This window comes from Arthrobacter sp. NPDC080031 (assembly GCF_040702485.1).
Lineage (GTDB): Bacteria > Actinomycetota > Actinomycetes > Actinomycetales > Micrococcaceae > Arthrobacter.
This window is the reverse complement of the sequence record NZ_JBFBLA010000029.1, coordinates 25,165-50,023: the sequence shown is the minus strand read 5'-3', so window position 1 is coordinate 50,023 and position 24,859 is coordinate 25,165. Positions and strand designations below refer to the sequence as shown.

Below are 24,859 nucleotides of genomic sequence, written 5' to 3'. Positions count from 1 at the left end.
GTTTGGCGGGACGCTCCCCATCGATGGGGAGCGTTCCGTGTCTGGGCTGGAGTCAATCCTTCCGGCCCGCTGCTACTGCCCCGGGGCGCGGTATGCCGGGGTCTTCTTGGCAGCTTCGTCGAGGTCCTCAATCGTCATGAGCGGCTTCAAATGCAGGCGCACTGCGCCCGTCGCATTGATCATGAGTGAGAGGGCTGCGGCGCTAGCCGCGTCCGGGATTTCGAAGACCCCGACGACGTCGGTCTCGCCGAAAGCGTAGTAGAAACATTCGAGCGATCCGTCGACGGATTTGAGTGCATCGACCACAGCATCACGGCGCTTGGTGCCGCCCTCGCGCAACAGCCCCTTGATTCCGTCGCCTACGTAGTTTGCTTCGAATAGATATTTGGTCATTGTTTTCCCGTCCGGTGATGTCCAGGACTCGGGCCTCCTAAGGTGCTCCCATCACCCGTTGAGGGAAGGTCCCGGAGTTGTTCCCCCGCGAGGGGGCTGTGCACATCGTAGGCCGAGGCCGTCGCCCTGACAACGGTCTACGCTGACGCTCGCACAGAAGGTCTTTCCGATCCCGCCCGGCGTAAGATTTCTTGCGTAGGAGGTGGCGAAATGAACCTAGCACTCAGGGCAGCCACAACTGTCTTGCCCGTCGACGATGTTGACCGAGCCCGCAGCTTTTACGCAGAGAAACTCGGTCTCCCTCATCGCGGCAGGACCTGGGATGGAAATGATTTGTTCGGCATCGACGGCGGTCCCATGCTGCAGTTGATGCCCATTAAGGACGGCATGCACTCATCGCACACTGCCCTTTCCTTTGAAGTCAGTGACATCGAGCGGACAGTCGACGAAATGGAGGCGAGCGGCGTCGAATTCCGGGATTACGACCTCCCGGATCTCAAGACAGAACACCACATTTGTACCACCGATGCCGACCGTTGCGCATGGTTCATGGACACGGAAAACAACATCCTATGCGTCCATGAAAGCCTGGGGGCCCAGGCCGAATACCAGCTCTGATCGGCTGAAAAGCACTCGCGAACACCACACAGAACGCTCTCTCACTTATAAGTGAGAGAGCGTTCTGTCAATTGGCCGTATATGTGAGCGGGCGTTCGGGAAAAGGCCCGTATAGGTGAGCGGGCGTTCGGGAAAAGGCCCGTATAGGTGAGCGGGCGTTCGGGAAAAGTCGCTTATATGTGAGCGAGCGTCGCGGGGAGGAGGGGGGAGCCCGGGGGCTACGCCGGGGCGTGGAGGCCGTCGAACGCCATGGTGATGACGTCGTCGGCCAGGCGCTGCGGGGAGAGTGAGCCGCCGGGCTTGTACCACTCCACGATCGAGTTGATGGTGCCGAACAGGAGCCGGGTCACTGTGCGGGGGTCGATGTCCTGGCGCAGGGTGCCTTCTTCGCGGGCGGCCGAGATCAGCGCGGCCACCTTGTGGTCGAAGGTACGCCGCCGTTCCAGGGCGTCGCGCTCGATGTCGGTATTGCCGCGGAGCCGCAGGAGCAGTGTGACGAACGGAAGCCGGTCCACCAGCACGGCGATGGTCTGGCGCAGGACAAACTCAAGCCGGGAATCAGCAGGACCAGACAGCGCCTCGGGCTGTTCCAGGATGGCCTCGAGCCCACCCAATGCGTGCTCCAAGGCGAGCTTCAGGAGATCGCCCTTGGACGGCACATGGTGGTAGATGGCCGACTTTGAGATCCCGAGGTTTTCGGCCAGGATGCCCATGGACGTGGCGTCGTAACCGTGGCGGTTGAAGACGTCGACGGCGATGAGCAGCACTGATTGCTGGTCGTATCCGGGGCGTCCCCGCTTGGTTGCTGTTTCACTAGGCATGCTGGCCATTTTCTCATGAACGGTCGGTTGATTCGTGCACGCGCCGGGTTGATTCGTGCACGCGCCGGGTTGATTCGTGCACGCGCCGGGCCACGTTACCTCTTGGGTCGCATGTCGTAGACACGGCGCAGCTTGCCGTTGGAGCGCTCGAGCGAACCCGGCTCCACAACGTCCACGACGCACGAAGAACCCACGTGGATCTTGATCTGCTCGCGCAAGGCGTGTGCCGCCGTCGTGCCCGCCTCCACGGAAACGTTCTCGCGCCGCTCAATCTTGACCGTCAGCGAATCCATGCGCTTGCCCTCGGGTCGGGTTAGTTCGAGCTGGAAGTGCGGGCTGAGCTCGGGGATGCGGAGGGCGATTTCCTCGATCTGCGAGGGGAAGAGGTTCACGCCGCGCAGGATGATCATGTCGTCGCTGCGTCCGGTGATGCGGCCCATGCGGCGGTGCGCGGGGCGGGCGGTTCCGGGCAGCAGGCGGGTGAGGTCCTTGGTGCGGTACCGGATGATCGGCAGGGCTTCCTTGGTGAGCGAAGTGAAGACGAGTTCGCCCGGCTCGCCGTCGGCCAGCACGGCACTTTCCCCGCGGGCCGGATCGAACGGATCGATGATCTCTGGGCGGAAGTGGTCTTCCCAGATGTGGCAGCCGTCCTGGGTCTCCACGGCCTCGCCCGCGACGCCCGGGCCCATGACCTCGGAGAGCCCGTAGATGTCGCAGGCCTTGATGTTCATGGTGGTCTCGAGCTCGTGCCGCATTTCCTCGGTCCACGGTTCTGCGCCGAGCACGGCGTACTTGAGCGAGGTCGACGCCGGATCGACACCCATGTGGGCCATCGCGTCGGCGATTGTGAGCAGGTAAGTGGGGGTTGCCAGGATCGCATCAGGCTTGAAGTCCTGGATGAGCTGGATCTGGCGCTCGGTCTGGCCGCCGGACATCGGAATGACAGTGCACCCCAGCGCTTCGGCCCCCGCGTGGGCGCCCAGGCCGCCGGTGAACAGGCCGTAGCCGTAGGCGTTGTGGACCTTCATGCCGGGGCGGACTCCGGACGCGCGGAGCGAGCGGGCCACCAGGGTGGCCCAGTTGGCGAGGTCGTTTTTGGTGTACCCGACGACGGTCGGCCGGCCTGTGGTACCGGAGCTCGCGTGGATGCGGGCCACTTCGTCCTGCGGCACGGCGAACATGCCGAAGGGGTATTCCTGGCGGAGGTCTTCCTTGGTGGTGTACGGGAACTTTCCGAGATCGGACAGTTCGCGGAGATCGGAAGGGTGGACGCCGGCGTCGTCGAACTTGCGCTTGTACAGCGGCACGCGATCGTAGGCGTAGGCCACGGTGTGTTGGAGGCGGCTGAGCTGCAGGGCCTCGAGCTCGTCGCGGGAAATGGTTTCTTCGCGATCCAGCTGTGCGGTGTTAAGCGGTGCGTCGGGAGCGGCGACGGTGTTCTGTGTCATGGTCTTCCTACTTCTTGGAGATGGTGCGGCTGCGGCCACGGAACTCGGCGATGAGCTCGCCGTAGCTGCCCGGATCTTCGGTCGAGCCGACGGCGGCAGGTTCGCTTGGGTCGGCCGCGAAGATCTGGATGTCATACAGGCCGCTGCGGCCGTTGTTGGCGCGGCGGTTCGCGACGGCGGTGATCACCTGGCCTTGATAGGCCGGCTTGAGGAAGTTGATGTCTACGCCGGCGGCGACAGTTATGGTGTCAGCTTCCGACGGCGAGGGGTTGGCCGGGTTGCACGCGAGGGCGAACGCTGAGTCCGCGAAGGCGAAGATCATTCCGCCGTGGGCCATTCCGAAGCCGTTGAGCATTTCCTGCCGTAGCTTCATGCGGACGGTGGCGTGGCCGTCGTCGACCTTGAGGACCTCCAGGCCCATCCACTCGGAGGCGTAGTCGTTCTTGAGGATCTGGTGCTGCGCTGCGCCAGAAAGGGTGGTCTCAACCATGCGTCATTGCCTCCAGCTTTATTTACCGAATGTTCATTAGGTAATCCCAGTTTGCTTGAACTGTCAAGAGGCGACCGCCCGGCGGGACGGAGCAATCCCTGTAACAGGAGCGCGTAGTAGCCTCAAGGAATGCCGCTTATCGAACTTCCCATCCGGACTCCGAGGCTTGTCCTGCGCAGATTCGAGGCCACCGACCTGGAGCGATTCCACGCCTACCAGTCATTGCCCGAGACTGCGCGATTCCTGCTCCGGCAGGAATTGACCCTCACCCAGTCCATGGAAGCGCTGGGCCGCTACGCCAACTTCACTTTCGAGCAAGAAGGCGACTGGGTGTGCCTCGCGATCGAGCGCGCGGACTCGCCGGGGTTGCTCGGCGAAGTGGTCCTCAAGTGGCTGCCGGGGACGGGGCAGGCCGAAATCGGCTGGATCCTGGCGCCGGAAAGCCGGGGTCAGGGCTACGCCGCCGAGGCCGCCGAGGCAGTGCTCCGCCTGGGTTTTGACACCCTCATGTTCCACCGGATCGACGCCAAGCTCGATGCCCTGAACACCTCGTCGTCGGGATTGTGCGAGCGGCTTGGGATGCGCCGCGAAGCCGAGCTCGTGGACAACTGGCACTACAAGGGCCAATGGTCCACCGAAGTCATCTACGCCATGCTCGACTCCGAGTGGCGCGCCCGGAAATAGCCCCCAGGGCAGGGACCCCGCGCAATGACCGCTTGCCGCGACCCTCGTGGACCCGCCAGCACGAGTAAAGCGGGACTTACGCTGACATGCGCGAGAATAGCGGGTACCGCTGGTGTTAAGGTGGGCTGAGCAAAAGAGATGGGGATCCTGACGTGGGCGCATCGGGCGTGGCTGTAGTAATCGAGGATGACGATGACATCCGTGAGGTGGTCCATGCCGTCCTTGAGGCGTCGGGCCTGGAGGTTTACGCGGCAGGGAACGGCGTCGATGGCGTGGATGCGGTCCGCCTTCACAACCCGGACGTGATCACCTTGGACCTTGGCCTGCCCGACATGGACGGGATCGAGGTCACCCGCCGCGTCCGCGAGTTCAGTGACGCCTACATCATCATGCTCACAGCCCGCGCGCGTGAAGTGGACACACTGCAGGGGCTGGCCGTCGGCGCTGACGACTTTGTCACCAAGCCCTTCCGCCCCCGCGAGCTCCTCGCCCGGGTTGAGACGCTCCTTCGCCGGCCGCGCGGCAGCAAGCTTTTGAGCGGTTCCGGGGGGAGCACGACGGCGGAGCTGCCGCCGGCCCCGGCACCGAACGCACCAACCGCACCCGCGCCCGTGCAGCCGGCGGCTGAGCCATCAGGGCTGGAACACAACGGCCTTTACCTCGACGTCGCCACGCGGACAACCCGGGTGGGCACGGAAGAGGTCCAATTGACCCGCACCGAGTTCGACCTTCTTCAAGCCCTCATGGAGGCCGGGCGCGTAGTCCGAAGCACCACGGGGCTTGCCCGCTGGCTCCATGCCAAGGAGTACGAAACCGGAGGCTATGTCAGCGAATCCGAAGAGCGCGCGATCCAGGTACACATCGCCAATCTGCGGAGGAAGCTCGGCGATTCGGCCCAGTCGCCGCGGTGGGTGGAAACTGTGCGCGGCGTCGGTTACCGCCTGGCTGCAAAGACATCGGAAAACTGAGGCGTTCTTAAGGGAACCTTTAACAAGGCTCTTTACGCTGGGAAAGTCAACTTCGGATTTTCACGGCTCAAAGGAGCACTGCATGAAAAAATTCGCCGCAACACTTCTCATGACGGGGCTGCTCGCTATTGGCGGATTTGTCACTCCTGCCAACGCCGCCCCGAAGCACGACACCACGAGCACCACAGTAACGACGGTCACGACCGTCCCTGTTGTGAGCGACCCGGTCCACTACGCGCAGATCGGTTGGTGGCCCAACTAGCTCGCACTAGATGTCGTTTAGACGCCTCAAAACGGACATCAACTGCTGGGGCCCACACCGCCAGGGTTCCCTGGCCGAGCTTGCGAGGCTAGGGTGGCGGTGGGGACTACTTGGGCAGATTCCAAACACCGCCCCCGGGCTACCGCCAAGGGGCGGTGTTTTTTGGGCCGCGGCACTCCATGGCTCTTGGTACCGTCCTCCCCATGTTTGCCGCTGCCGGGGCCCGGAATGGCGCGACCTCGCCGCCCGACGCAAGGGCCGCCGTCGGGAACCTGGGCAGTTGGGCTGTCCGCCGCGACCTGACCTTCCTGACCATGTTTGCCGCTGCCGGGGCCCGGGATGGCGCGACTCGCCGTGTCGTAAGCGCTTTCCCAATTCAAAGAAGGTCACGACGGCGCCAGCACGGTTGAGTGCCGCGGCACTCCTTGGCTCTTGGTACCGTCCTCCCCATGTTTGCCGCTGCCGGGGCCCGGAATGGCGCGACTCGCCGTGTCGTAAGCGCTTTCCCAATTCAAAGACGGTGAGGACGCTACAAGCCCCGGTCAGCGCCGGTCCCGCTCAGCTCTCCGGCGCCAGCGGGAGCCTGACTGAAACCGTGGTTCCCACGCCCAGGGCGGACTCGACGTCGAGCCGGCCGGAATGGCGTTCAACAATGTCGTGGGCTATCGCCAGGCCGAGCCCGCTTCCGGGAATGGCCGCGGTGGAGGCGTTGGAGGCGCGGAAGAACCGTGTGAATACCTGGTCGATTTCCGTTTCGGGGATCCCGACGCCGGTGTCCTCCACGCGGACCACCACGCTGGGAACCGTCCCGGGGTCCGAGGTGATCCCGCTGCTGACGGCGACGTGTCCGCCGGTGGGCGTGAACTTGATCGCGTTGCTGATGATGTTGGCGAAGACTTGTTCCAGCTTGGCTTCGTCGGCCTGGACAGTCATGGTTCCCGGCGCATGCATCACGGTCAGAGACAGTGAACGGGAGTCGGCGAGCGGCTGCAACGTCGAGACAACAAGCCTGAGCAAGGTCCCCACATTCACCCGGCTCAATTGGAGGTCGCCGGAGGTGTCCTGGTGCGAGACGGTGAGCATGTCTTCGATCATCCGTCGGAGCCGCTCGGCATTTCGCGAAATGACGTCCACCATCCGCTCGACACCCGCGGGAAGAGGTCCTCCGGCGCCGGAGCGGATCATATCCAGATAGGCCGTGATGGAGGTCAAGGGGGTTCGAAGTTCGTGGTTCACCGTAGTGAGGAAGTCGGTCTTCGCCTGGTCGAGTTCCCGGAGCTTGTGCATGACCTGCTGTTGCGCGCCGATCAGGTGGCTCTGCATCAGGCCATACGCCAAGTTCCCCGAGACGTGCTGAATCAGGCCTATTTCTGCCCGGGTCCATTCCTGCGCCGTGTCCGGGCGGGCAATCCAGATGACCCCGAGAACGAGATCGCCCTCGCCCACCGGCACCACAACAGACGCCGACGGCGCCCCCGCACCACCCAGCGCCCCCGCACCACCCGGCGCCCCCGCACCACCGGCGCGCCCCGAGACGGCCGCACCACCCGCGGGAGCCCGTTTCGGCAGCGGCTGCACCTCGGCTTCCGCCCACAATCGCTCCGCAAGTTCGAACGTGGCGATGCCGTCGGTGAGCTCGTCAGGCAGGACTCCCGGTACCAGGCCGGGAGCGTTCCATTCGGCGCTCACCTGCGGCACCCGGGTGTCCGGGAACGTGGTGAACCAGACGTGTTCTGCGCCCAGGGCCTCGCCGATTCCGTCCACCAGATGCCGGGCAATCAGCCCTGGATCAATGGTGGACCGGATCGCCGCGGACACTTTTCGCAGGCTCTCCCTCAGCGATTCGGCCTCCGAACGGCGGCGCGTCCGTTCGGCGGCACGGGCCATCAATACCAGGGCCCGGTGCACCCGAAATGCGGGAGGCTGGCCCCGGTAGGTGAAATCAGCAATCGTCCACCCTTCCAGGGCTGCGACATCCAGCTCGTTCTCGGGATCCAGCAGGAGCAAAACCGGAATGCTGTTCCGGGGAAGGAACTCGCGGAGATCGTTGTCTACCACCAGCACGTCGCTCGGTTCGCTTTCCAGCGCAGCCGCAAGCGAACCGGCGTCGTGCGCTGAACGAACGAGGAAACCTGCCGCGGCGAGCGCCGCGACCGTCTCTGCGTGACGCACCGGGTCGGGGTCGGCCACCAAGGCACGGTTTGGCGACGACGCGTTGGTCACGGGACTCTCCTTCGGTTCGGCCCCCATGGCAGAGCTTACTATCGAGGACGCTACTTGAGCCCTGCCCCCGGCAGTAGTTCGACGGCGCCGAGCGAGTCCGCGACGAAGGCATAGTCCCAAGCGCGCTCGCGCCACTGTACGTATCGTCCTGAGGCCCCGCCGTGTCCGCCGTCCATCTCGATCTTCATCACGATGGGCGCCGTACCGGTGGTCTCGGAGCGTAGCACCTGGACCCACTTCGCTGGTTCCACGTAGAACACGCGGGTGTCGTTGAACGAGGTCACTGCGGCGATCCGCGGGTACGAAGCGGCGCGGATGTTCTCGTACGGGGTGTACGACTTCATGTATTTGTACACCTCGGGATCAGTGATGGGGTTGCCCCATTCCTCCCATTCGAGCGCGGAGAGCGGCAGTTCCGGGTCCAGGATGGTGTTGAGCGCATCCACGAATGGCACGGCGGCCACGATCGCCGCGTACTTTTCCGGGGCAAGGTTGGCCACGGCGCCCATCAGCAGGCCGCCTGCGGAGCCACCCATGGCGGCGATCCGCCCCGGCGCCACCCAACCGGAGGACGCGAGCCAGTCCGTCGCTGCGATGAAGTCCGTGAAAGTGTTTTTCTTGTTGAGCTTCTTGCCGTCGTCGTACCAGCGCCGGCCGAGCTCGCCGCCGCCGCGGATGTGGGCGATCACCATGACGATTCCGCGGTCGAGGAGGGACAGCCGGGCCACCCCGAAGCCGGGATCCATGCTGACCTCGTACGAGCCATAGCCGTAGACCAGGCCGGCAGCGCTGGAGTCCCGCGAAACGGAGGCGTGCCGGAGCACGGAAAGCGGTACGCGCGTGCCGTCCGCCGCCGTCGCCCATTCCCGGGTAGCCACGTAGTCGGACGCGGTGTAGCCGCCCAGCACCGGGCTTTCCTTCCGCAGCAGCAGTTCGCCTTGCGGCAGAGCGGGGGTGGGCAGTACGAAGTCGTACACCCTCGACGGCGTGAAGAAAGACGTGTATCCAATGCGGATCACCGGGGCTTCATAGTCCGAACCCGCCACCCCTGCCGTGTACAGCTCCTCGTCGAAGGCAGGCTCAACGGCGGCGCCCTGTGCCGGGGTTCCCAGGCCGGCGAGGGGCAGCACCTGCACGCGTTCGATCGTGTCCTGCCGTACCGCAACTACCAGATGCGTCGAGGTGACGCCGGCCCCGTTGACGCGAACGGCGTCGGAATGCTCGACGACGGTGCGCCAGTGCTGCTCGGACAGCGGCTTGGCGAACTCGGCCAGGTCCGCGATGGACACCATGGAGTTGATGGCGTCCTTGTTGTGTGTCAGGAGGATGGTCTCAACACCATCGAGGAGGAACGGCTCGGCCTCGTAGAGGATGTGTTCGTCGCGGGAAATCACGGTGGACAGGCCGGCGTCGAAGTCGTCAAAGCGCAGCAGGCGCGTCTCGCTGAATTCCGAGCAGCCGATGCTCAGCACGAGGTACCGCCGGTCGGAGGAGAGCTCGAAGCCGAGCCACATGGCGACGTCGTCCTCCTGGTATATGACCTCGTCCTCGCTGACGGGCGTGCCCAGGACGTGCGACTTCACCTGGTACGGGCGCCAGGAATCGTCAACCACGGTGTAGAAGATCCGGGTTCCGTCGGGGGAGAAGGCCACGCCGTAGAAGATGTTCTCGATGACGTCGGGCAGCAGTTCGCCCGTGCGCAGGTCCTTGATGCGGAGCGTGAAGCGTTCCTCGCCGGAGTTGTCCACGGCGTAGGCATAGAGGTTTCCATCCAACGTCACGGCCGTGCCGCCAACGGAGAAGAACGGCTTGCCTTCCGCCTCTACGTTGCCGTCCAGCAGGACTTCTTCGCCCTCGAGTTCGACGCCGGGTTCCACCGCCGGTGGCGTCCAGTCGGCTACCGCATCGCCGGTGTTCGCGGCCCGGAGACGGCAATGAATGCCGTACTCCTTTCCCTCGACGGAGCGGGTGTAGTACCACCAGTCGTCCTTGCGGCTGGGAACCGAGAGGTCGGTCTCCTGGGTGCGTCCCTTGATTTCCTGGAAGATGGCCTCGCGCAGCGGTTCCTGGTGCGCGGTGACGGCTTCCTGGTAGGCATTTTCGGCCTTCAAGTGCTCAATGACCTCGGAGGATTCCTTGTCCCGCAGCCATTCGTAGTTGTCCACGAAAACATCGCCGTGGTGCTCGCGGGTGGTGGGCACCTTCTTGGCGACGGGGGGAACTGGAGGCGTGACAGGCTGGCTCATGGGGCAACTCTATAGAGGGCCACCGACGCGCCACCACTGATTTCGCTGAGAGCGGCCGCTCGGTCAGCACACCACGGTTCCCTGGAAGGGCTGACCCGTCCACACATTGGTGGGCGATGCCTGGTACAGCCCGTGGATCTGGTAGGTCCACGTTCCCTTTGCTGCAACGGCTTTGGTGTATGTTCCATTGGACGTTTGCACGTTGCCGCCGCCGGGGTTCGTCACCGTGAAATCGTAGGAGGTGGCGCGGGGCACCGTTCCGTAGCTAGTCACAACGATGCTGAGGCTGCGTGACACGCAGGTTGCCGTCACACTTGCTCCGGTCGGGGCGGGGAGCGACATCGTCCCTACGCTGGTTGAAGCGGAGTCCATTCCAGTAAACGCTGCCTGGGCGATACCGGGAGCGAAGATCAATACCGCAGCCGCCGCCAGGACCGCGGCGACCCGACCCAACGCAGGCGTCTTCGCGACGTCGGCGGTGCTCGGGCTTCTACGCAAGGTCGGCGGCTTTCTGTCAGGCCCGGTGGTCCATTCCATTCTTACCGCTTTCATGCGGTAGGGGCAGGGCACCCGGTTCGGTTCTGTGGAGATAGTTTCATACGGGCTGGCGGGCCGTGTGGCCGCCCAGGGCTTTTTCCAGCTGGGGTTGGTGCTGGCGTACGAGTTCCCCCGCTTGGATCGCCGCGGTGTGGTCGGTCATGACCAGGGCGTGTTCGAGGCGGACGCAGTGCTGTTCCATCCGGAGCGCGCCCACCATCGAGGAACTGGTTTTGAGGCTGAGCACCGCGTCCATGGCCAGGTCATTGTTCCCGGTGCTGAGGGCGTGGCTGATCTTGTCGACCCGCTGCGGCAGCAACTTGGCGTAGGCGGCCGCGAACTTCTCGGCGGCCTCTTTGCTCTTCATCTCCCTGGCGAGGCGCTTGAGCGGGCGGCGGTCAAAGGCCGGCAGGGCCCGCCCCGCGCCGGCATCCCCAGCGGTGCCGGCATCCCCGGCGTCGTCGTGTCCTGGCTTTTTCCGCCAGATCGAGACGAGCACCATGACAACCATGGCGGCCGGAGCGCCATACATCAGGACCTTCAGGACAACGGGATCACGGAGAGCGCGGATCACATTGCCCAGGTACGGAACGGTGAACACCTGGCGGTCAACCTGGCCACCAGCCAACGTTGCTGTCCAGGGGTCGGCGCCGTTGTTCGCGTCGCCCTTGGTGCGGACGGTGGCAGTGCCTTGGCTATTCACTGCCAGGTCGATGATCCGGTGGGTCTCCACCCGCTGGTCCTCCACCGGAATGTGGTACGTGATGATGTCCCCGACCTTCAGGTTCTGGACTGCGACGGGAACCGTGACAACCACGTCCCCCGGGTTGATCAGCGGCGACATCGAGCCGGTGAGCATGGTGCTGGTCTGGTAGCCCAGGACGCGGGGCCCGACGGCGAGGAACAGGAACGCAGCGACCGCCACCACCATCAACGTGGTCGTGATGACGCTGATCATGGCCCGGGCGATCCTCGATGAAACCCGCCGCTGGCGGACCGGTGATGCGGTCATGGCTGGGTCTCCGTTCTAAGGGGAGGCCCTCCGCCGTCGTTTTCAGGGGGGGCTCGACGGCGGAGGGCTGGCTTCGGGTGGGGCGTGGTTACTGGTTGGTTGCGGTGCGCTGGCTGCCCGTGAAGTTGAACGCGATGGTGCTGCTCTGGTTCTGGAGGGTGTTGTCGGCCGTGGAAGGCAGAGTCAGGGTGACCCGCAGGTTATCGGTGTGTCCGGCCGTGACCGCGGTCAGGTTGGCCAGGGCCACGTTGGAGCCGATCACCGGACGGGAAGCCAGCACGGAAGTAGTGGTGCCGCCGCAGGTGTAGGTGTACGCGGGGGCGGTGCCGCCCTCGGTCCATGCCACGGAGCACTCATCCACGGCTACCTGCAGGCCCATGGCGGTGCTGGTGTCCAGCAAGGAGGTCGGGGAGGCCGCGGTGGTCAGGGTGATTGCCGACAGGGCCTGGTTCCCCGTGGCGTTGCTCAGGGTGGCTACGCGCTGCACGGTGTCGCCGGGGACCAGGCCGGAAGCGGCAACGCTGAGCCGGTTCGTGGTGCCGGATGCGCCCAGGGCGATGTTCACGATGCCGGAGGCAACGGTGTTGCTCGCGGAGGTGCTGGAGGTGAAGGCACCGTAGGTTCCGAGTCCTGCCACGCCGGCAGCCGTGCCGACCAGGGCCAGGGAAGCAATGACTTTGCCAGTGGTGGTTTTCAGGTTGAGACCCATGATGATTTCCGTTTCCTTGAGGCCCGTTGGGCCGGGATTTCTCTGACTTGCCCCCGATGACCTCTACTTTCCGGCAGGAATTTTAGGAAGCGGCAAGGATCCCGCAAGCTTTTCTCGAAGATTAGTTAAATATTCAATCAAGATCTCTGCGGGTGTTGAGTGGCCGGCTCAGTAGCCGTGGGCTGCGACATACTGCGGGAGTGTGTCGTCCCGCAGTGCCGCGGCCACTTCTCCGATTCCCGCGTAGTCCGGCAGCACGATCGATTGTCCGTCCGGGGAAGTACCCGTGCCCGCAGTGGGCAGGGTGAAGAAGACGGAGGCCTGGGGATCCACGGTGCGGAGTCCGTAAGCCAGGATGGCGACGGAGGCCGGGTCGTATCCCTGGTCCACCGTGAGGTAGTTCGTGGCGAAGTTTACCAGGCCCAGGACGGCAGCGGGAGTCTGGATTCCGCCCCTTAGCTTGCTTAGAAGGGCCCGAAGGAACGTTTGCTGGTTGCGGACGCGCTGGTAGTCCCCGTCCACGAACGAGTAGCGCTCGCGGACGAACTCCAACGCCGCCTCCCCGTCCAAGTGATTGACGCCGGCAATAAAGACGTGATGGGTGTCAAAGCTGGCGGTGAACGGCAGAGTGACATTGACGTCGATCCCGCCCAAGCCATCCGTGAGGACCTTGAAGCCCTGGAAATCCAGCATGACGGTGTGGTCTATATGCGTACCCAATAGCGTCTCGACGGTCCGGACCACCAGGGGAATACCTCCCACTTCAAGGCTGGCGTTGATTTTGGATGCGCCATAACCCGGGATGTTCACCCAGTTGTCGCGCATGATCGAAATGCCGTAGACCTTTTGCCGGTCCGCCGGAACGTGGATCAGCATCAGGCAATCCGAGCGTTGGTCCGATGATTGGCCCGTTGTGACGGTCTGGTTGTTCTGGTCCCTGGCATTCGCGCGGCTGTCGCTGCCGATCACCAGGACGTTCATGGGCGCCGCCGGAAGCTCCGGGATTGTCGGCGGGGCCGGCGCCGCCGCCGAGGGCGCATGGGTTTGAGTCGCCGACGGCGTGCCGCTGGCCGTTGGGCGCAAGGAGGAGCTTGAGGGCGAGGGTCCGGACGAGGTCCTGTTGGATCCGCCGATCACCGCGGCAATGATCACCACAAGGGCCAGCAGGATCGCCAGCCCCGCCGCAAGCCACAGTCGCCGTCGTCCGTTCATGTCCGGAACGTATCACCCAGGTGGGTTAAAAACGCATCAGGCAAAGCCTCATTTCGGCCACAAAAATTGCCCGTGTGCAATCACGGTGTCTCGACAAAATAACGTTCAAGGAGCACGATGAGAGATAAATCTCTCGCCTTCATACGGGCCGGCTTTGCCGTGTCCTTTCGGTTCCGTAATGGGGGGTTCTTAGCCCACGGAGCTGGACGCTATCCTTGCGAGCAAGGGAGGTTCCTGCATGGCCCCAACGTCGTGGCGCCGCACCGTATGCGGGGGATGGGCAGCAGCTGCGAGCTGAAGTTCATAGGGAAGTTCAAGGAAACCGAGTCACCGTCAAACGACGCCATGGTCTCCGGCGCCTCAAAATTTCCAGGCTGTAACAGCCGGTCAGCAAAGATTTTCCTAAGGAATGAGTCTTATGACTGCTCATCCAAAACCCCTCCTATTGCCGCGCCTTCGAGCGCTCATGATTTTGCTCCTTGCCCTGGTGCTGCCGGTGGCGCTCAGCGGCACAGCGTCAGCGGACAGCGGCAAACCCGCAAGGACGTGGACTGTCCAGGTCGGCTCCGAATCATCGGACCAGGCCATCCAGGGAATGTCCTTCCTGCCGAAGAACATTTTCATAAATGCAGGTGACAAGGTCACCTGGGAGGCCAATGCGGCCGAAATCCATACGGTCACGTTCCTGGCCGCAGGGCAGACCATCGAGTCCACCCAACCTTTTGATCCTTTCAGCCCCCTCTATATATCCGCACAGGGCGGCACGTCCTACGACGGACACTCCTATTACAACTCCGGTGTGATGTCGAACGTCTCGAACAGTGGGTTCGCCGAAGTAGGTTCCTACACCTTGACGTTCCCGGATACCGGCGATTTCACGTACTACTGCCTGGTTCATGGCGCGGGCCAGAAGGGTACGGTCCATGTGCGGGCCAAGGGTACGGACTATCCGTTCAGCCAGGAGCAGTACAACAACCGGGTAGAGCGGGCTGAACGGGCCATCGTCCGTGACGGTTACAAGCTATGGAGCGACGCCCGCGATCAGGCGGACAGCCACACGGTGATTGCCGGAGCCGACGACGGCGTCGCCATGGTCATGCGGTTCATCGAACCCAAAGTGGTCATCCACGTTGGTGAGAAAGTCAGCTTCGTGAACAACGGCATGGGTGAGCCGCACACGGTGACCTTCGGTGCCGAGCCAGCCAACCCATTCCCGCCGCTGGGCGATCCGACGAATTACACCGGCGGACAGCTCAATTCGGGCATTTTGCCGCCGGGCGTGACATTCACAGTGACCTTCAACAAGGCAGGCGTGTACGACTACATCTGCGCACTGCACGACTACTTTGGAATGGTCGGCAAGGTGGTGGTGAAGGACTAAACCCGCTAACTTGAACGCATACCGGGGCTTGTTTCCCGTACCGGCGCTTAAAACGTCCGGCTGGGAAACAAGCCCCGCGGGCGCGAGTGGGCCGGAGCCCGGGCGCGAGTGGGCCGGAGCGCCGACGGTTCGGGCCGCCGTCGCGCGCGCTGTATTCTGGACCTGAATTGATAAGCACGCTTAGGAAATGAGTCTTTGCGCGATGTTGGACAGCCCCCATACGTACTCGAGTGCACTGGGCGCCCCGGGCTTTTTGGCCGGAACCTTCCTCTTTGACCCTCTCACGGGGAAAGCTGAATGGTCCGACGGGCTCTTCAATCTCCACGGTTACAAGCGAGGGGAAGTAGTGCCCACGCTTGAGCTGTTGATGTCGCACAAGCACCCCGAGGACAGGCCGCGGACCATGGAGATCCTGGCTCAAGTATTCCGCGACGGCGGACATTTCTGCATCTACCACCGGATCATTGACGCGCAGGGACATGTCCGTCGCGTGCTGACGGCCGGGAACGCGCAGCTGGGTCCATCGGGGACGGTCGTGCTCGAGGGGTCCACGATCGACCTGACGTCCACGCTGCGGCGGGAAACCGAGCAAGCGGCGCGCGACGCCGTCGCGGGCGCCAATGCTACGCGGGGCGTCATCAACCAAGCACGCGGCATCCTGATGGGGCGGTTGCTCCTCAGCTCCGACGCCGCCTTCAAACTGCTCGTGAGTTGCAGCAGCATGACGAACGTCAAGGTCGCAATCCTGGCCTCGCACCTTGTTCGCGCGGCAGACACCGATGAGGGCCCGGAAGCAATGGACGAGTTCATTCGCGTTCTCCAGGCTTGCGACCAGGCGGCGGTAAAACGCGCGTTGGACCAGCAGTAGGAAGCCGGCCGGCCCAGCCATCGCCTCTCGCTCGACGGCGTGGCAGTATGTTGTGAGCCAGGCTCGATGAGGGCGTCTCCGCGACAAGGAGCGACGGTCATGACGTACATCTACAACTTCGCCGAGGTGCAAGCAGGCGACGTCGCCATGGCTGGTGGCAAAGGCGTCGGGCTGGGCAAGCTGGTTCGCGCCGGGCTGCCGGTCCCTCCGGGGTTCGTGCTGACCACCGCCGCGTATGAGGCCTTCGTGGATGCCAATGGGATTCAGGCGCGCATCCAGGAACTGGCGGCCCTGCCGTCGGAGGCGACGCCGCAGGATTACGAGGACGCCTCGGTCGCAATCCGGGACCTTTTCACCGGCGGCAGCATGCCTGCGGCCATCGCATACGAGCTCGCCGCCGCCTATGAAGGCCTCCGCGGCGCCGATGGCGCAACCGCGCCCGACGACGGCTCCGGGCCGCCCGACGGCGACGACGACGGCGACGACGACGGCGGCGACGACGGCGGCGTGGCCGTTGCGGTGCGCTCGTCCGCCACGGCCGAAGACCTCGCCTCGGCCAGTTTCGCCGGGCAACAGGAAACCTACCTCAACGTCCGCGGGGCGGAAGCGTTGGATGCGGCAGTCATTGATTGCTGGTCTTCCTTGTGGACGGCGCGAGCCATGGCCTACCGGGAGCGTGAAGGCATCGCGCTGGGAGATGTTCGCCTCGCGGTCGTCGTCCAGCGGATGGTCGAGGCCGAGGCGGCCGGGGTCATGTTCACCGCCAACCCCGCCAACGGTCGCCGCGACCAGATCGTGATCAGTGCCGCGTGGGGCCTTGGGGAGTCCGTGGTCAGTGGAACAGTCACCACGGATGACATTGTTGTCGAAGCCGGAACCGGCCGCGTGCTCTCGCGCCGGACGGCCGACAAGGAAGTCATGACCGTCTACGCGGACGGCGCCGCGGAAGGCGCCGCCGACGGCGCCGCCGACCGCGCCGCCGTCCAGGGAGGGACGACGGAGCGCCCGGTCCCCACGGCGCTTCGGACGCAGGCCGTGCTCGACGACGGAGCTGCCGCCGCGCTGGCCCGCCATGGAACACGGATTTCGGACTACTTCGGAACTCCGCAGGACATCGAATGGGCACGGGCCGACGGCAATTTCTTCATGCTGCAATCCCGGCCCATCACGGCACTGCCTGAACCCGTAGCTGACACCCCTGACACCTGGCCGTTGCCCTATCCGAAGGGGCTCTATTTCCGGGCGAGCATCGTGGAACAACTGCCGGACCCGCTCTCGCCGCTGTTCGCCGACCTCATTGACGGTTCGGTCACCCGTTCGCTCAAGGCCCTGATGAACGAAGCCGTCGGGAGTGAGGTCGTCAGGGATGGCGACGTCGGACTGCCCACTGTCAACGGTTACGCGTACTACTACTACCGCACCTCGGCGATGTGGCGAGTGATGGGCAAGTCGCCGGCGGCCATGGTGGCCCTGGCTCGCGGCAAGGCGCACATGGGCATGGATGGTTGGCGGAATTTCTCGCATCCCCGCTACAAGCAGGTGCTCAAGGACTGGTCGTCCAAGTCCGTGGGGGAGCTTTCGGGAGAGGAACTGCTTGCGGGTGTCCGGACGTTGTTGGATGCCGGAACCGTGTATTACACGGCTGTGGAGTCAGTCATTCCGATCGCTGCCATGAGCGAAATCTCCTTCCGTGCGTATTACGACAAACTCATCCGGCGCGCGGGGGATCCCCCTGCCGAGACTTTTCTCCTCGGCTACGACAGTGAGCCCATCCGCGCGGAAAAATCGTTGTACGACCTAGCGGCCTGGGCCCGTGACGTTGAGGGACTGGCCCCGGCGATCCTCAATCAACCGACGGCGGCCCTGGCCGAGTCGCAGCGCAGCTGGCTCCCGCCCGCCGGCATGGACCCGGCCCTTTGGCAGCAATGGCATCCGCGTTTCCAGGCCCATCTCGACCGGTTCGGCCATGCGGTCTACAACCTGGACTTCCTCAGCCCGGTGCCGGCGGACGATCCCTCGGCGCTGCTCGACACGGTGAAGTTTTACCTGCGGGGACAAGGCAACGACCCGCACGAGCGCCAGCGGCTCTCGGCCGCCCGGCGGGAGGATCAAACCGAGCGGATGCTTGCGAGGCTTGGGCGGACCCGGCTCGGGCGGAGTCGTAGGGCACCCTTCATTCGTATGCTCCGGTGGGCACAGAAGTCCGCACCGATCCGCGAAGATGCCCTGGCCGACGTCGGGCTCGCCTGGCCGCTGATCCGGCGGATGCTTCTCGAACTCGGGCAACGGCTGGTCTACTCCGGCGTCATCGCCGCTCCCGCCGACGTGTTCTGGCTGCGCCAGCAGGAGCTGCAAAGCGCCGTCGAATTCGGCCTCGCCGCGCCGAAACCGCCGGGCACGACCGAACCCCTCGCACCGGTGGCGGCGGCAATTACGGGAGCGGCGCGCCCGGTCCGCGCCGACGTCGTCGAGGAGCGCAAGATGCTTTGGCGGGGCCAGGCCAAGGCGTCGGCCCCGCAACTGCTGCCGGAGACCCGTTGGATGAAGCGCGCTTTCGAATCGATGATGCCGGCACGCTCCCAGGAGCAACAGGGCGACGTCATCAAAGGCGTCGGCGCGAGTGCAGGCCGGGTCAGTGCCTCTGCGCGCGTCCTGGGCGGCCCGCAGGATTTCGGCCAGATGTCGCCCGGTGAGGTCCTGGTTGCCCGCATCACGACTCCCGCGTGGACCTCGCTGTTCGCCATGGCCTCTGCCGTGGTCACGGACGTCGGCGGCCCGTTGAGTCACAGCTCCATAGTGGCCCGGGAGTACGGCATCCCCGCTGTGCTCGGCACCGGGGTCGCCACCCAGCGGCTCACGAGCGGCCAACAAATCACCGTCGACGGCGACGCCGGCACCGTGACGGTCGAGCACCCACCCGCCTAACCCCCTCGGACGCCCGCTCACTTATGTGGTGTTTCCGGCGGACGCTCGCTCACATCTTGTGAGCGAGCGTTCGGGTTTTTGGCCACATATGTGAGCGAGCAACGTGGGTCTGCCGGCGACTTGTTTGTCGTCGCCCGACGGCGGCAGTCCGGTTGCGCTGTCGTCCCGCCTTTGCAGCCGTTCCCGACCGGACGCTCGCTCACCTTTGGGGCGTTTTCGGCGGATGCTCGCTCAGATCTTGTGAGCGAGCATTCCGGTTTTTGGCCACATATGTGAGCGAGCGTCGCGGGGGGATGCCGCGGACAGTCAGTTCGGGCCCGACGGCGGGAGTCCCGTTGCGCTGTTTTCGCACCTTTGGTCGCGCTCGGCGGGGAAGCCCAAGATCGCAGGGTTTCCCTAGGTTTAACCCAAGAAATGCGCAGGATCGCGAGTCTTGCCACAGGAAGTCCCAAGGACTGCTCCATGGGGTGTCGGGCGTTGCTAAGTTGCTTGTGAGCTGGTGCTGGACCAGCCCACATCCCCCAACTCGCTCAGGAGTTTCACATGTTTGCTTTCTTCTCCAATGCCGCATCCCGTATCCGTCGCGACGAAAAGGGCGCCACCGCCGTCGAATACGGCATCATGGTCGCCCTCATCGCAGTTGTCATCATCGCCGCTGTCACCCTGCTGGGTGGGACGGTCAAGAACACGTTCTCCCAAGTCCAGTGCTCAGTGGCCGGTAAAACCTGGAACACGACCACGAACGTGTGCTCCTAGAAGGTCCCCCTCGTTCGCACCAGACAGCAAGGAGCTTCAATGCTTTCCGCTTTCCTAAAGTCCGTTTCTCACGCGGGGCGTGACGAAGCCGGCGCTACCGCCGTCGAATACGGCATCATGGTCGCCCTTATCGCAGTGGTGATCATCGCGGCCGTGACGCTGCTGGGCAGCACGGTCAGGGAGACGTTTTCCCAGGTCCAGTGTTCCGTCAGCGGCAAGGCCTGGACGCCTGCCACCACTTCAGGCGGTACCGGCAGCTGCGCCTAGGAGCCGCACCATAAAGTGCCCCGATGGCAAGTCGGGGCACACCAAGCAATTCCCGAGTGGCGGCGGCATTCAGGCGGCCGCCACTCTGCTTGATTCGAACTATCCGTTCTCCGGGAGGGCAACATCATGCCGAGGGCATCAGAGCGCGGCGCAGTGGCGGTCGAGTTCGCCATCCTGGCACCGGTCCTCATCATGTTGCTCCTGGGCATCATGGAATTCGGCAGGGTCTACAACGTGCAGGTGTCGCTCTCGAACGCAGCACGCGAAGGAGTTCGCGTCATGGCAATCTCTAACGACCAAACGGCTGCCAAGACAGCGGCGAAGAACGCTGCCGTGTCGTTGAACCCGGGGTTGGCAGACACGAACTTCACCTTCAGCCCGGCCAGCTGCACGTCCGGTGCCCAGATGTCCGTGACCATCAAGTACACCCTCAGCACCCTCACGGGAATCGCGGGGCCTTTCCCCATGCAAGGAGTAGGAGTCATGGTATGCAGCGGCTGAGGAGCGGGGACGACGGCGAGCGCGGTGCGGTCGCGGTCCTTGTCGCTCTCTCGCTGGTGGTGCTGCTCGGGTTTGCCGCCCTCGCCGTAGATGCGGGAATGCTGTACTCGAAGAGGGCTCAAGTACAGAACGGATCCGACGCCGCCGCCCTCGCGGTCGCGCAGAAATGCGCCGCGAATACGAGTGATCTGAATTGCTCGATCACGTCGCCGGTAGCTATTGACCTGGCAAACAAAAACGCCAACAACGGCCTGGCCAATATCAAATCGATCAGCCTGGACCTGCTCAACCGTAAAGTAAGTGTGACCGCCGGAGCCCAGCAGGCGGGCGGCGCGCCGAACGCCGTCTCGCTCTTCTTCGCCCGCGTCCTTGGCTTTGCCACCAGCGACGTTGTGACCACCTCGAGCGTCCAGTGGGGTAGCGCCCTCGCTGGACGGACCCCTTTTCCCATCGCCTATTCCGTCTGCCAGGTGAAGGGGTTCCTTGGCGGAGCCCTCCAGCTCCTTCAGGATCACGGTTCCAACGTAAACCCCGGCTGCTTGTACGGCCCTTCGGGCGCGTTTGTAGCAGGAGGCTACGGATGGATCACCCAGGATGCGGGAGCGTGCGGAGGTACGGTCAACCTTGCGGTCAGCGAAAGCGGCAGCGCGCCAGGGAACAGCATCCCGACTAACTGTTCAGCCACTCTTCAAAAGTGGGCCGACACCATCACCGCTGGGCGCGACGTCGTCGTCCTGCTTCCGGTCTTCGACGCCGTCACAGGTACGGGAAGCGGGGCCGTTTACCATCTGGTGTCCTTCGCCGCATTCAAAGTGACGGGGTGGAAGTTCAGCGGCAACAACAGTCTTCCGGACAGCTTCCATAACACGAATTCCGATGTCTCCAACGCTCTTGCCTGCACCGGAAATTGCCGCGGAATCATCGGAAGCTTCATCAAATATGTCTCGCTGGCCGACGGCTACACGCTGGGCCCGGTAGACGCCTACGGGGCCACCATTGTGCGCCTCACCCCCTAGTTTTCATCCATTCTTCGAGCACAGGAGTAGTAAGTGAAGTCACGCTTGTTGGCCGGATCGGCAGCGGCACTGCTGGCCGTCGTCGGGGTGATTCTCGTCTTCTCTTACGCTCAAGGCGCGGATCAACGGGCAGTCCAGAACCTGGCGCCTGTCGACGTGTTGGTGGTCAAGACGGCTGTCCCGGCTGGCACGTCTGTTGACGCCATGAAGGATTCCCTGGTCACCCAGCAACTCCCTCAATCGGCCGTCCCCCAGTCGGCACTGCACACTCTGGCCGACTCCACCGGCAAGGTGGCCGCCGTCGACCTCGTCCCTGGCGAGACGCTGGTTTCGGAAAGACTGGTGGCGCCGGACGCACTCAAGACTCCCGGAGACGTCAAGGTGCCGGCAGGGCTTCAGGAGGTCTCGTTCCAATTGGAACCCCAGCGGGTGGTCGGCGGACGACTCGTTCCTGGCGACCATGTTGGCATCTTCATCTCCATATCCAGCGGCGGAAGTGACTCGAAGACGGACAAAGGGACCACTCAATTGACCATCCCCAAGGTTCTTCTGACCGCGGTCCAGCGCGCTCCCCAAGCGACCGCAAGCCCGCAGCCGACGCCGGCTCCCGGGTCTGGTGCCGCGGCCAACTCCGGCGATACAAGCCTTCCCACCGGTGCCCTCTTGCTCACGGTTGCGGTAAGTGATGTGGACGCAGCCAAGATTGTCTTCGCCGCCGAGTACGCCAAGATCTGGCTGAGCAAAGAGCCGTCGGATGCCAAAGACAGCGGCCCCACCGTTATCCAGCAGAGCGGGGTATACAGGTGAGCCGTTTTGTCCTGATAACGCCCAACACCGATTTTGATCAACGGCTGCGCCAAGCTGTTGCGGGCGGCCTGCCCGGAAGCGTGCAGACCTTCTTCACGAGCATTTTGCCGGCTGATCCGGCAGAACTGTTCGGGGCGCTCAGTCAGGAGCAACTTGAGGTGCTGATTCTGGGACCCGGTGTGCCCGTGGAGGATGCTCTTCGCCTGGCCACGGTTTTTGATGTGCAATTGCCGGAGCTGAGCGTGATCCTTGTCAGTGAACTAGATCCCACATTCGTCCTCCAAGCCATGCGGTCCGGCATTCGCGACATCATGAGCCCGGCAGCGGACGTGGCCCAGATCCGGGTCATGCTTGAGCGCGCGTGCCAGTCTTTCGCCAGCCGTCAGCGCACCATGGAACCCAAGCAAGCGGGCTCCCCGAAAGGCCTGGTGATCGGCGTCTTTTCGCCCAAGGGCGGGGTGGGCAAAACGACTATCGCCACGAACATCGCCGTGGGGCTGGGAAAGATCGCGCCAATGAGCGTGGTGATCGTGGACCTGGACTTGCAATTCGGCGACGTCGCCTCGGGGCTCTACCTCAATCCGGAACACACTGTCACCGACGCCGTTACTCCTTCGGCCAGCCAGGATTCCCTGGTACTCAAGGCCTTTCTAACCGTCCACCCGGCAAGCATTTATGCCTTGTGCGCGCCGAAGGACCCCGTCGAAGCAGACGAAATCACGCCGCAACAGGTGGGCCGGCTCCTCGAACAGTTGGCCCAGGAGTTCCAGTACGTGGTGGTGGACACTGCGCCCGGGCTACCCGAGATCGGGCTCGCTGCCCTCGAACAATGCTCGGACGCCGTCTGGGTGACTGGAATGGACGTTCCAAGCGTCCGGGGCCTCCGTTCCGGCCTGGACATTCTCCGTAGGCTGAACCTCTTGCCGGAAACCCGGCACGTTGTGCTCAACATGGCTGATTCCAAGTCCGGTCTCTCGGTGCAGGACGTCGAATCGACCGTCGGTGCTCCGGTTGACGTGAGCATCCCCCGATCGAAGGCCGTGGCGTTTTCCACCAACCGCGGCATTCCCGTGCTCCAGGACGCGGTGAAGGATCCGGCCGTCAAAGGACTCAAGCAACTCGTAGAGCGCTTCAATCCCACGTGGCGTGCCACGGCGCAGCGCAAATTGCACAGAAGGGTAGTGGTCTGATGAAGCTGTCCGAACGCCTGCATGCTGCCGAGGACAAGGTCGAAGCGTCCGCCGGACCAGGGGGAAACCCCGGGGTTGGCGCGCTGTCTACGCCTAAACCGACATTCGCTGAGTCCACTCAGCAAGTGAGGCCAAAGCCGGCCGGGAAGCCTGGCAGCATCCCAAAGTCCCACACTTCAGTGAAGCTGTCCGACCTGCCGGACTCGCCGAAGCCCCGAGCCCAGCAACCGGTGGACGCCTTCGCTGCCCTCAAGCGGCGCGCCGCCACCGCATTGTTTGAGCGGCTCGGGGCGAGGTTCAACGACTCGAGCGTCAGCGAACAGGAGTTGCGGTCGACTGCCCGGGAAGAGCTCATCAGGATCATCGACGCCGAGCAGGTCCCGTTGTCCGTGGACGAGCGCAGCAGGCTCGTGGCGGACGTGGCGGACGACGTCCTTGGCTATGGGCCGCTCCAACGATTGCTGGACGACCCAGAGGTCACCGAAATCATGGTCAACAGGATGGACCAGATCTACGTCGAACGAAAAGGAAAACTGATCCTCACGGACTCCGGATTCAGCTCCGAGGACCATCTCAGGAGGGTCATTGAACGCATCGTTTCGAAGGTGGGGCGCCGGATCGACGAGTCATCTCCGCTCGTCGACGCGCGACTTGAGGACGGGTCCCGTGTCAACGCCGTGATCCCTCCGCTTGCGGTGGGCGGTTCGTCGCTGACCATCCGAAAATTCAGCAAAATACCGTTGACCGTCAGGAATTTGATCGATTTCGGCACGCTCACACCGGAGATGGCCGAGCTCCTCAACGCTTGCGTCAAGGCGAAACTGAACATCATTGTTTCCGGAGGTACTGGAACAGGCAAAACCACGTTGTTGAATGTACTTTCTTCCTTCATTCCGGAAGACAACCGCATCGTCACGATAGAGGACGCCGTAGAACTGCAGATCCAACAGCAACATGTGGTCAGGCTTGAGAGCAGGCCGCCGAACACCGAGGGCAAGGGTGAAGTGACCATCAGGGAGTTGCTCCGGAACTCTCTTCGTATGCGCCCGGACAGGATCGTCGTCGGCGAGGTCCGCGGTGGAGAGTCCCTCGACATGCTGCAGGCGATGAATACCGGTCACGACGGTTCCCTCTCTACAGTGCACTCAAATTCCCCTCGCGACGCAGTGGCGCGCCTCGAAACCCTGGTGCTCATGGCAGGCATGGACCTGCCATTGCGAGCAATCCGAGAGCAAATAGCGTCCGCCGTGAATCTCATCATCCAAATCTCCCGGTTGCGGGACGGAACGCGTCGAATTACGCATGTGACGGAGGTTCAAGGCATGGAAGGCGACATCGTCACCCTCCAGGACGCTTTTGTTTTCGACTACTCGGCAGGTGTCGACGCCCACGGGATGTTTCTTGGAAGGCCCGTCCCGACGGGTATCCGACCGCGGTTCATCGACCGCTTCGATGACCTGGGCATACGCGTTTCTCCCGGGGTGTTTGCCGCTCCCTTGGCAACAGCAGCAAGGACGTGAAGGAA

The 24,859-nt window shown here is 63.7% G+C and carries 24 protein-coding genes; 14 read left to right on the top strand and 10 right to left on the bottom strand.

Annotated elements, in window-relative coordinates; genetic code table 11:
* Positions 1-72 precede the first annotated feature (72 nt).
* Positions 73-393 carry a GYD domain-containing protein gene (locus AB0323_RS20170; protein WP_366178912.1) on the bottom strand — a complete coding sequence of 107 codons (321 nt, stop codon included), beginning with the start codon at positions 391-393 and terminating at the stop codon, positions 73-75.
* Positions 394-603: 210 nt separating this feature from the next.
* Here AB0323_RS20170 and AB0323_RS20165 point away from each other — a divergent pair, with 210 nt between their 5' ends.
* Positions 604-1,011 carry a VOC family protein gene (locus AB0323_RS20165; RefSeq protein WP_366178911.1) on the top strand — a complete coding sequence of 136 codons (408 nt, stop codon included), beginning with the start codon at positions 604-606 and terminating at the stop codon, positions 1,009-1,011.
* Positions 1,012-1,229: 218 nt separating this feature from the next.
* Here the strand turns inward: AB0323_RS20165 and AB0323_RS20160 are convergent, their stop codons facing one another.
* The 3 genes from AB0323_RS20160 to AB0323_RS20150 all read right to left on the bottom strand — a co-directional run bounded on the left by AB0323_RS20160 (position 1,230) and on the right by AB0323_RS20150 (position 3,770).
* A complete protein-coding gene (locus tag AB0323_RS20160; RefSeq protein WP_366178910.1) occupies positions 1,230-1,832 on the bottom strand; it encodes a TetR/AcrR family transcriptional regulator in 603 nt (200 codons plus the stop codon).
* A 95-nt stretch (positions 1,833-1,927) separates the two neighbouring features.
* Positions 1,928-3,280 carry a phenylacetate--CoA ligase PaaK gene (paaK, locus tag AB0323_RS20155; RefSeq protein ID WP_366178909.1) on the bottom strand — a complete coding sequence of 451 codons (1,353 nt, stop codon included), beginning with the start codon at positions 3,278-3,280 and terminating at the stop codon, positions 1,928-1,930.
* Between the two features lie 7 nt (positions 3,281-3,287).
* Positions 3,288-3,770 (bottom strand): hotdog fold thioesterase, encoded by a 483-nt coding sequence (locus AB0323_RS20150; protein WP_364541983.1) that lies wholly within the window; start codon positions 3,768-3,770, stop codon positions 3,288-3,290.
* A gap of 129 nt (positions 3,771-3,899) precedes the next feature.
* Between AB0323_RS20150 and AB0323_RS20145 the strand changes: the two genes are divergently transcribed.
* The 3 genes from AB0323_RS20145 to AB0323_RS20135 all read left to right on the top strand — a co-directional run bounded on the left by AB0323_RS20145 (position 3,900) and on the right by AB0323_RS20135 (position 5,684).
* Entirely contained in the window at positions 3,900-4,454 is a 555-nt protein-coding gene (locus AB0323_RS20145) for a GNAT family protein (protein WP_366178908.1), read from the top strand.
* Between the two features lie 167 nt (positions 4,455-4,621).
* Positions 4,622-5,422 carry a response regulator transcription factor gene (locus AB0323_RS20140; RefSeq protein WP_366178907.1) on the top strand — a complete coding sequence of 267 codons (801 nt, stop codon included), beginning with the start codon at positions 4,622-4,624 and terminating at the stop codon, positions 5,420-5,422.
* An 82-nt stretch (positions 5,423-5,504) separates the two neighbouring features.
* Positions 5,505-5,684, top strand: coding sequence for a hypothetical protein (locus AB0323_RS20135; protein WP_284755984.1), 180 nt, complete (start codon positions 5,505-5,507; stop codon positions 5,682-5,684).
* Positions 5,685-6,242: 558 nt separating this feature from the next.
* On the opposite strand, the gene AB0323_RS20130 is transcribed toward AB0323_RS20135, so the two are convergent.
* The 6 genes from AB0323_RS20130 to AB0323_RS20105 form a co-directional block, all read right to left on the bottom strand.
* Complete coding sequence (locus AB0323_RS20130) at positions 6,243-7,907, bottom strand: GAF domain-containing sensor histidine kinase (protein ID WP_366178906.1); 1,665 nt, start codon at positions 7,905-7,907, stop codon at positions 6,243-6,245.
* A 50-nt stretch (positions 7,908-7,957) separates the two neighbouring features.
* A complete protein-coding gene (locus AB0323_RS20125) occupies positions 7,958-10,153 on the bottom strand; it encodes a S9 family peptidase (RefSeq protein ID WP_366178905.1) in 2,196 nt (731 codons plus the stop codon).
* A 63-nt stretch (positions 10,154-10,216) separates the two neighbouring features.
* Positions 10,217-10,651 carry a hypothetical protein gene (locus AB0323_RS20120; protein ID WP_366178904.1) on the bottom strand — a complete coding sequence of 145 codons (435 nt, stop codon included), beginning with the start codon at positions 10,649-10,651 and terminating at the stop codon, positions 10,217-10,219.
* A gap of 97 nt (positions 10,652-10,748) precedes the next feature.
* Positions 10,749-11,702, bottom strand: a complete 954-nt coding sequence (locus AB0323_RS20115) for a signal peptidase I (protein ID WP_366178903.1) — start codon at positions 11,700-11,702, stop codon at positions 10,749-10,751.
* A gap of 88 nt (positions 11,703-11,790) precedes the next feature.
* The gene (locus tag AB0323_RS20110) at positions 11,791-12,411 is read right to left on the bottom strand and encodes a TasA family protein (protein WP_366178902.1); all 621 of its coding nucleotides are present in this window, start codon (positions 12,409-12,411) and stop codon (positions 11,791-11,793) included.
* Positions 12,412-12,579: 168 nt separating this feature from the next.
* Complete coding sequence (locus tag AB0323_RS20105; RefSeq protein ID WP_366178901.1) at positions 12,580-13,623, bottom strand: LCP family protein; 1,044 nt, start codon at positions 13,621-13,623, stop codon at positions 12,580-12,582.
* Between the two features lie 418 nt (positions 13,624-14,041).
* Between AB0323_RS20105 and AB0323_RS20100 the strand changes: the two genes are divergently transcribed.
* From AB0323_RS20100 to AB0323_RS20055, 10 genes are all read left to right on the top strand, one after another.
* Positions 14,042-15,004 (top strand): plastocyanin/azurin family copper-binding protein, encoded by a 963-nt coding sequence (locus AB0323_RS20100; protein ID WP_366178900.1) that lies wholly within the window; start codon positions 14,042-14,044, stop codon positions 15,002-15,004.
* Between the two features lie 187 nt (positions 15,005-15,191).
* Complete coding sequence (locus AB0323_RS20095; RefSeq protein WP_366178899.1) at positions 15,192-15,872, top strand: PAS and ANTAR domain-containing protein; 681 nt, start codon at positions 15,192-15,194, stop codon at positions 15,870-15,872.
* Positions 15,873-15,971: 99 nt separating this feature from the next.
* Positions 15,972-18,797, top strand: a complete 2,826-nt coding sequence (locus AB0323_RS20090; protein ID WP_366178898.1) for a PEP/pyruvate-binding domain-containing protein — start codon at positions 15,972-15,974, stop codon at positions 18,795-18,797.
* A 543-nt stretch (positions 18,798-19,340) separates the two neighbouring features.
* Positions 19,341-19,553: a Flp family type IVb pilin gene (locus tag AB0323_RS20085; RefSeq protein ID WP_366178897.1), complete on the top strand. Its 213-nt coding sequence runs from the start codon at positions 19,341-19,343 to the stop codon at positions 19,551-19,553.
* A 39-nt stretch (positions 19,554-19,592) separates the two neighbouring features.
* Positions 19,593-19,820 (top strand): Flp family type IVb pilin, encoded by a 228-nt coding sequence (locus tag AB0323_RS20080; protein ID WP_366178896.1) that lies wholly within the window; start codon positions 19,593-19,595, stop codon positions 19,818-19,820.
* 126 nt (positions 19,821-19,946) lie between these two features.
* Positions 19,947-20,321, top strand: a complete 375-nt coding sequence (locus AB0323_RS20075; protein WP_364542042.1) for a TadE family protein — start codon at positions 19,947-19,949, stop codon at positions 20,319-20,321.
* Positions 20,309-21,337 carry a Tad domain-containing protein gene (locus AB0323_RS20070; protein ID WP_366178895.1) on the top strand — a complete coding sequence of 343 codons (1,029 nt, stop codon included), beginning with the start codon at positions 20,309-20,311 and terminating at the stop codon, positions 21,335-21,337. Before AB0323_RS20075 ends, AB0323_RS20070 begins: the two co-directional genes overlap by 13 nt.
* A 33-nt stretch (positions 21,338-21,370) precedes the next feature.
* Positions 21,371-22,144: an RcpC/CpaB family pilus assembly protein gene (locus AB0323_RS20065; protein ID WP_366178894.1), complete on the top strand. Its 774-nt coding sequence runs from the start codon at positions 21,371-21,373 to the stop codon at positions 22,142-22,144.
* Positions 22,141-23,334, top strand: a complete 1,194-nt coding sequence (locus tag AB0323_RS20060; RefSeq protein WP_366178893.1) for an AAA family ATPase — start codon at positions 22,141-22,143, stop codon at positions 23,332-23,334. Before AB0323_RS20065 ends, AB0323_RS20060 begins: the two co-directional genes overlap by 4 nt.
* Positions 23,334-24,854, top strand: coding sequence for a CpaF family protein (locus AB0323_RS20055; RefSeq protein ID WP_366178892.1), 1,521 nt, complete (start codon positions 23,334-23,336; stop codon positions 24,852-24,854). Before AB0323_RS20060 ends, AB0323_RS20055 begins: the two co-directional genes overlap by 1 nt.
* Positions 24,855-24,859: the final 5 nt, after the last annotated feature.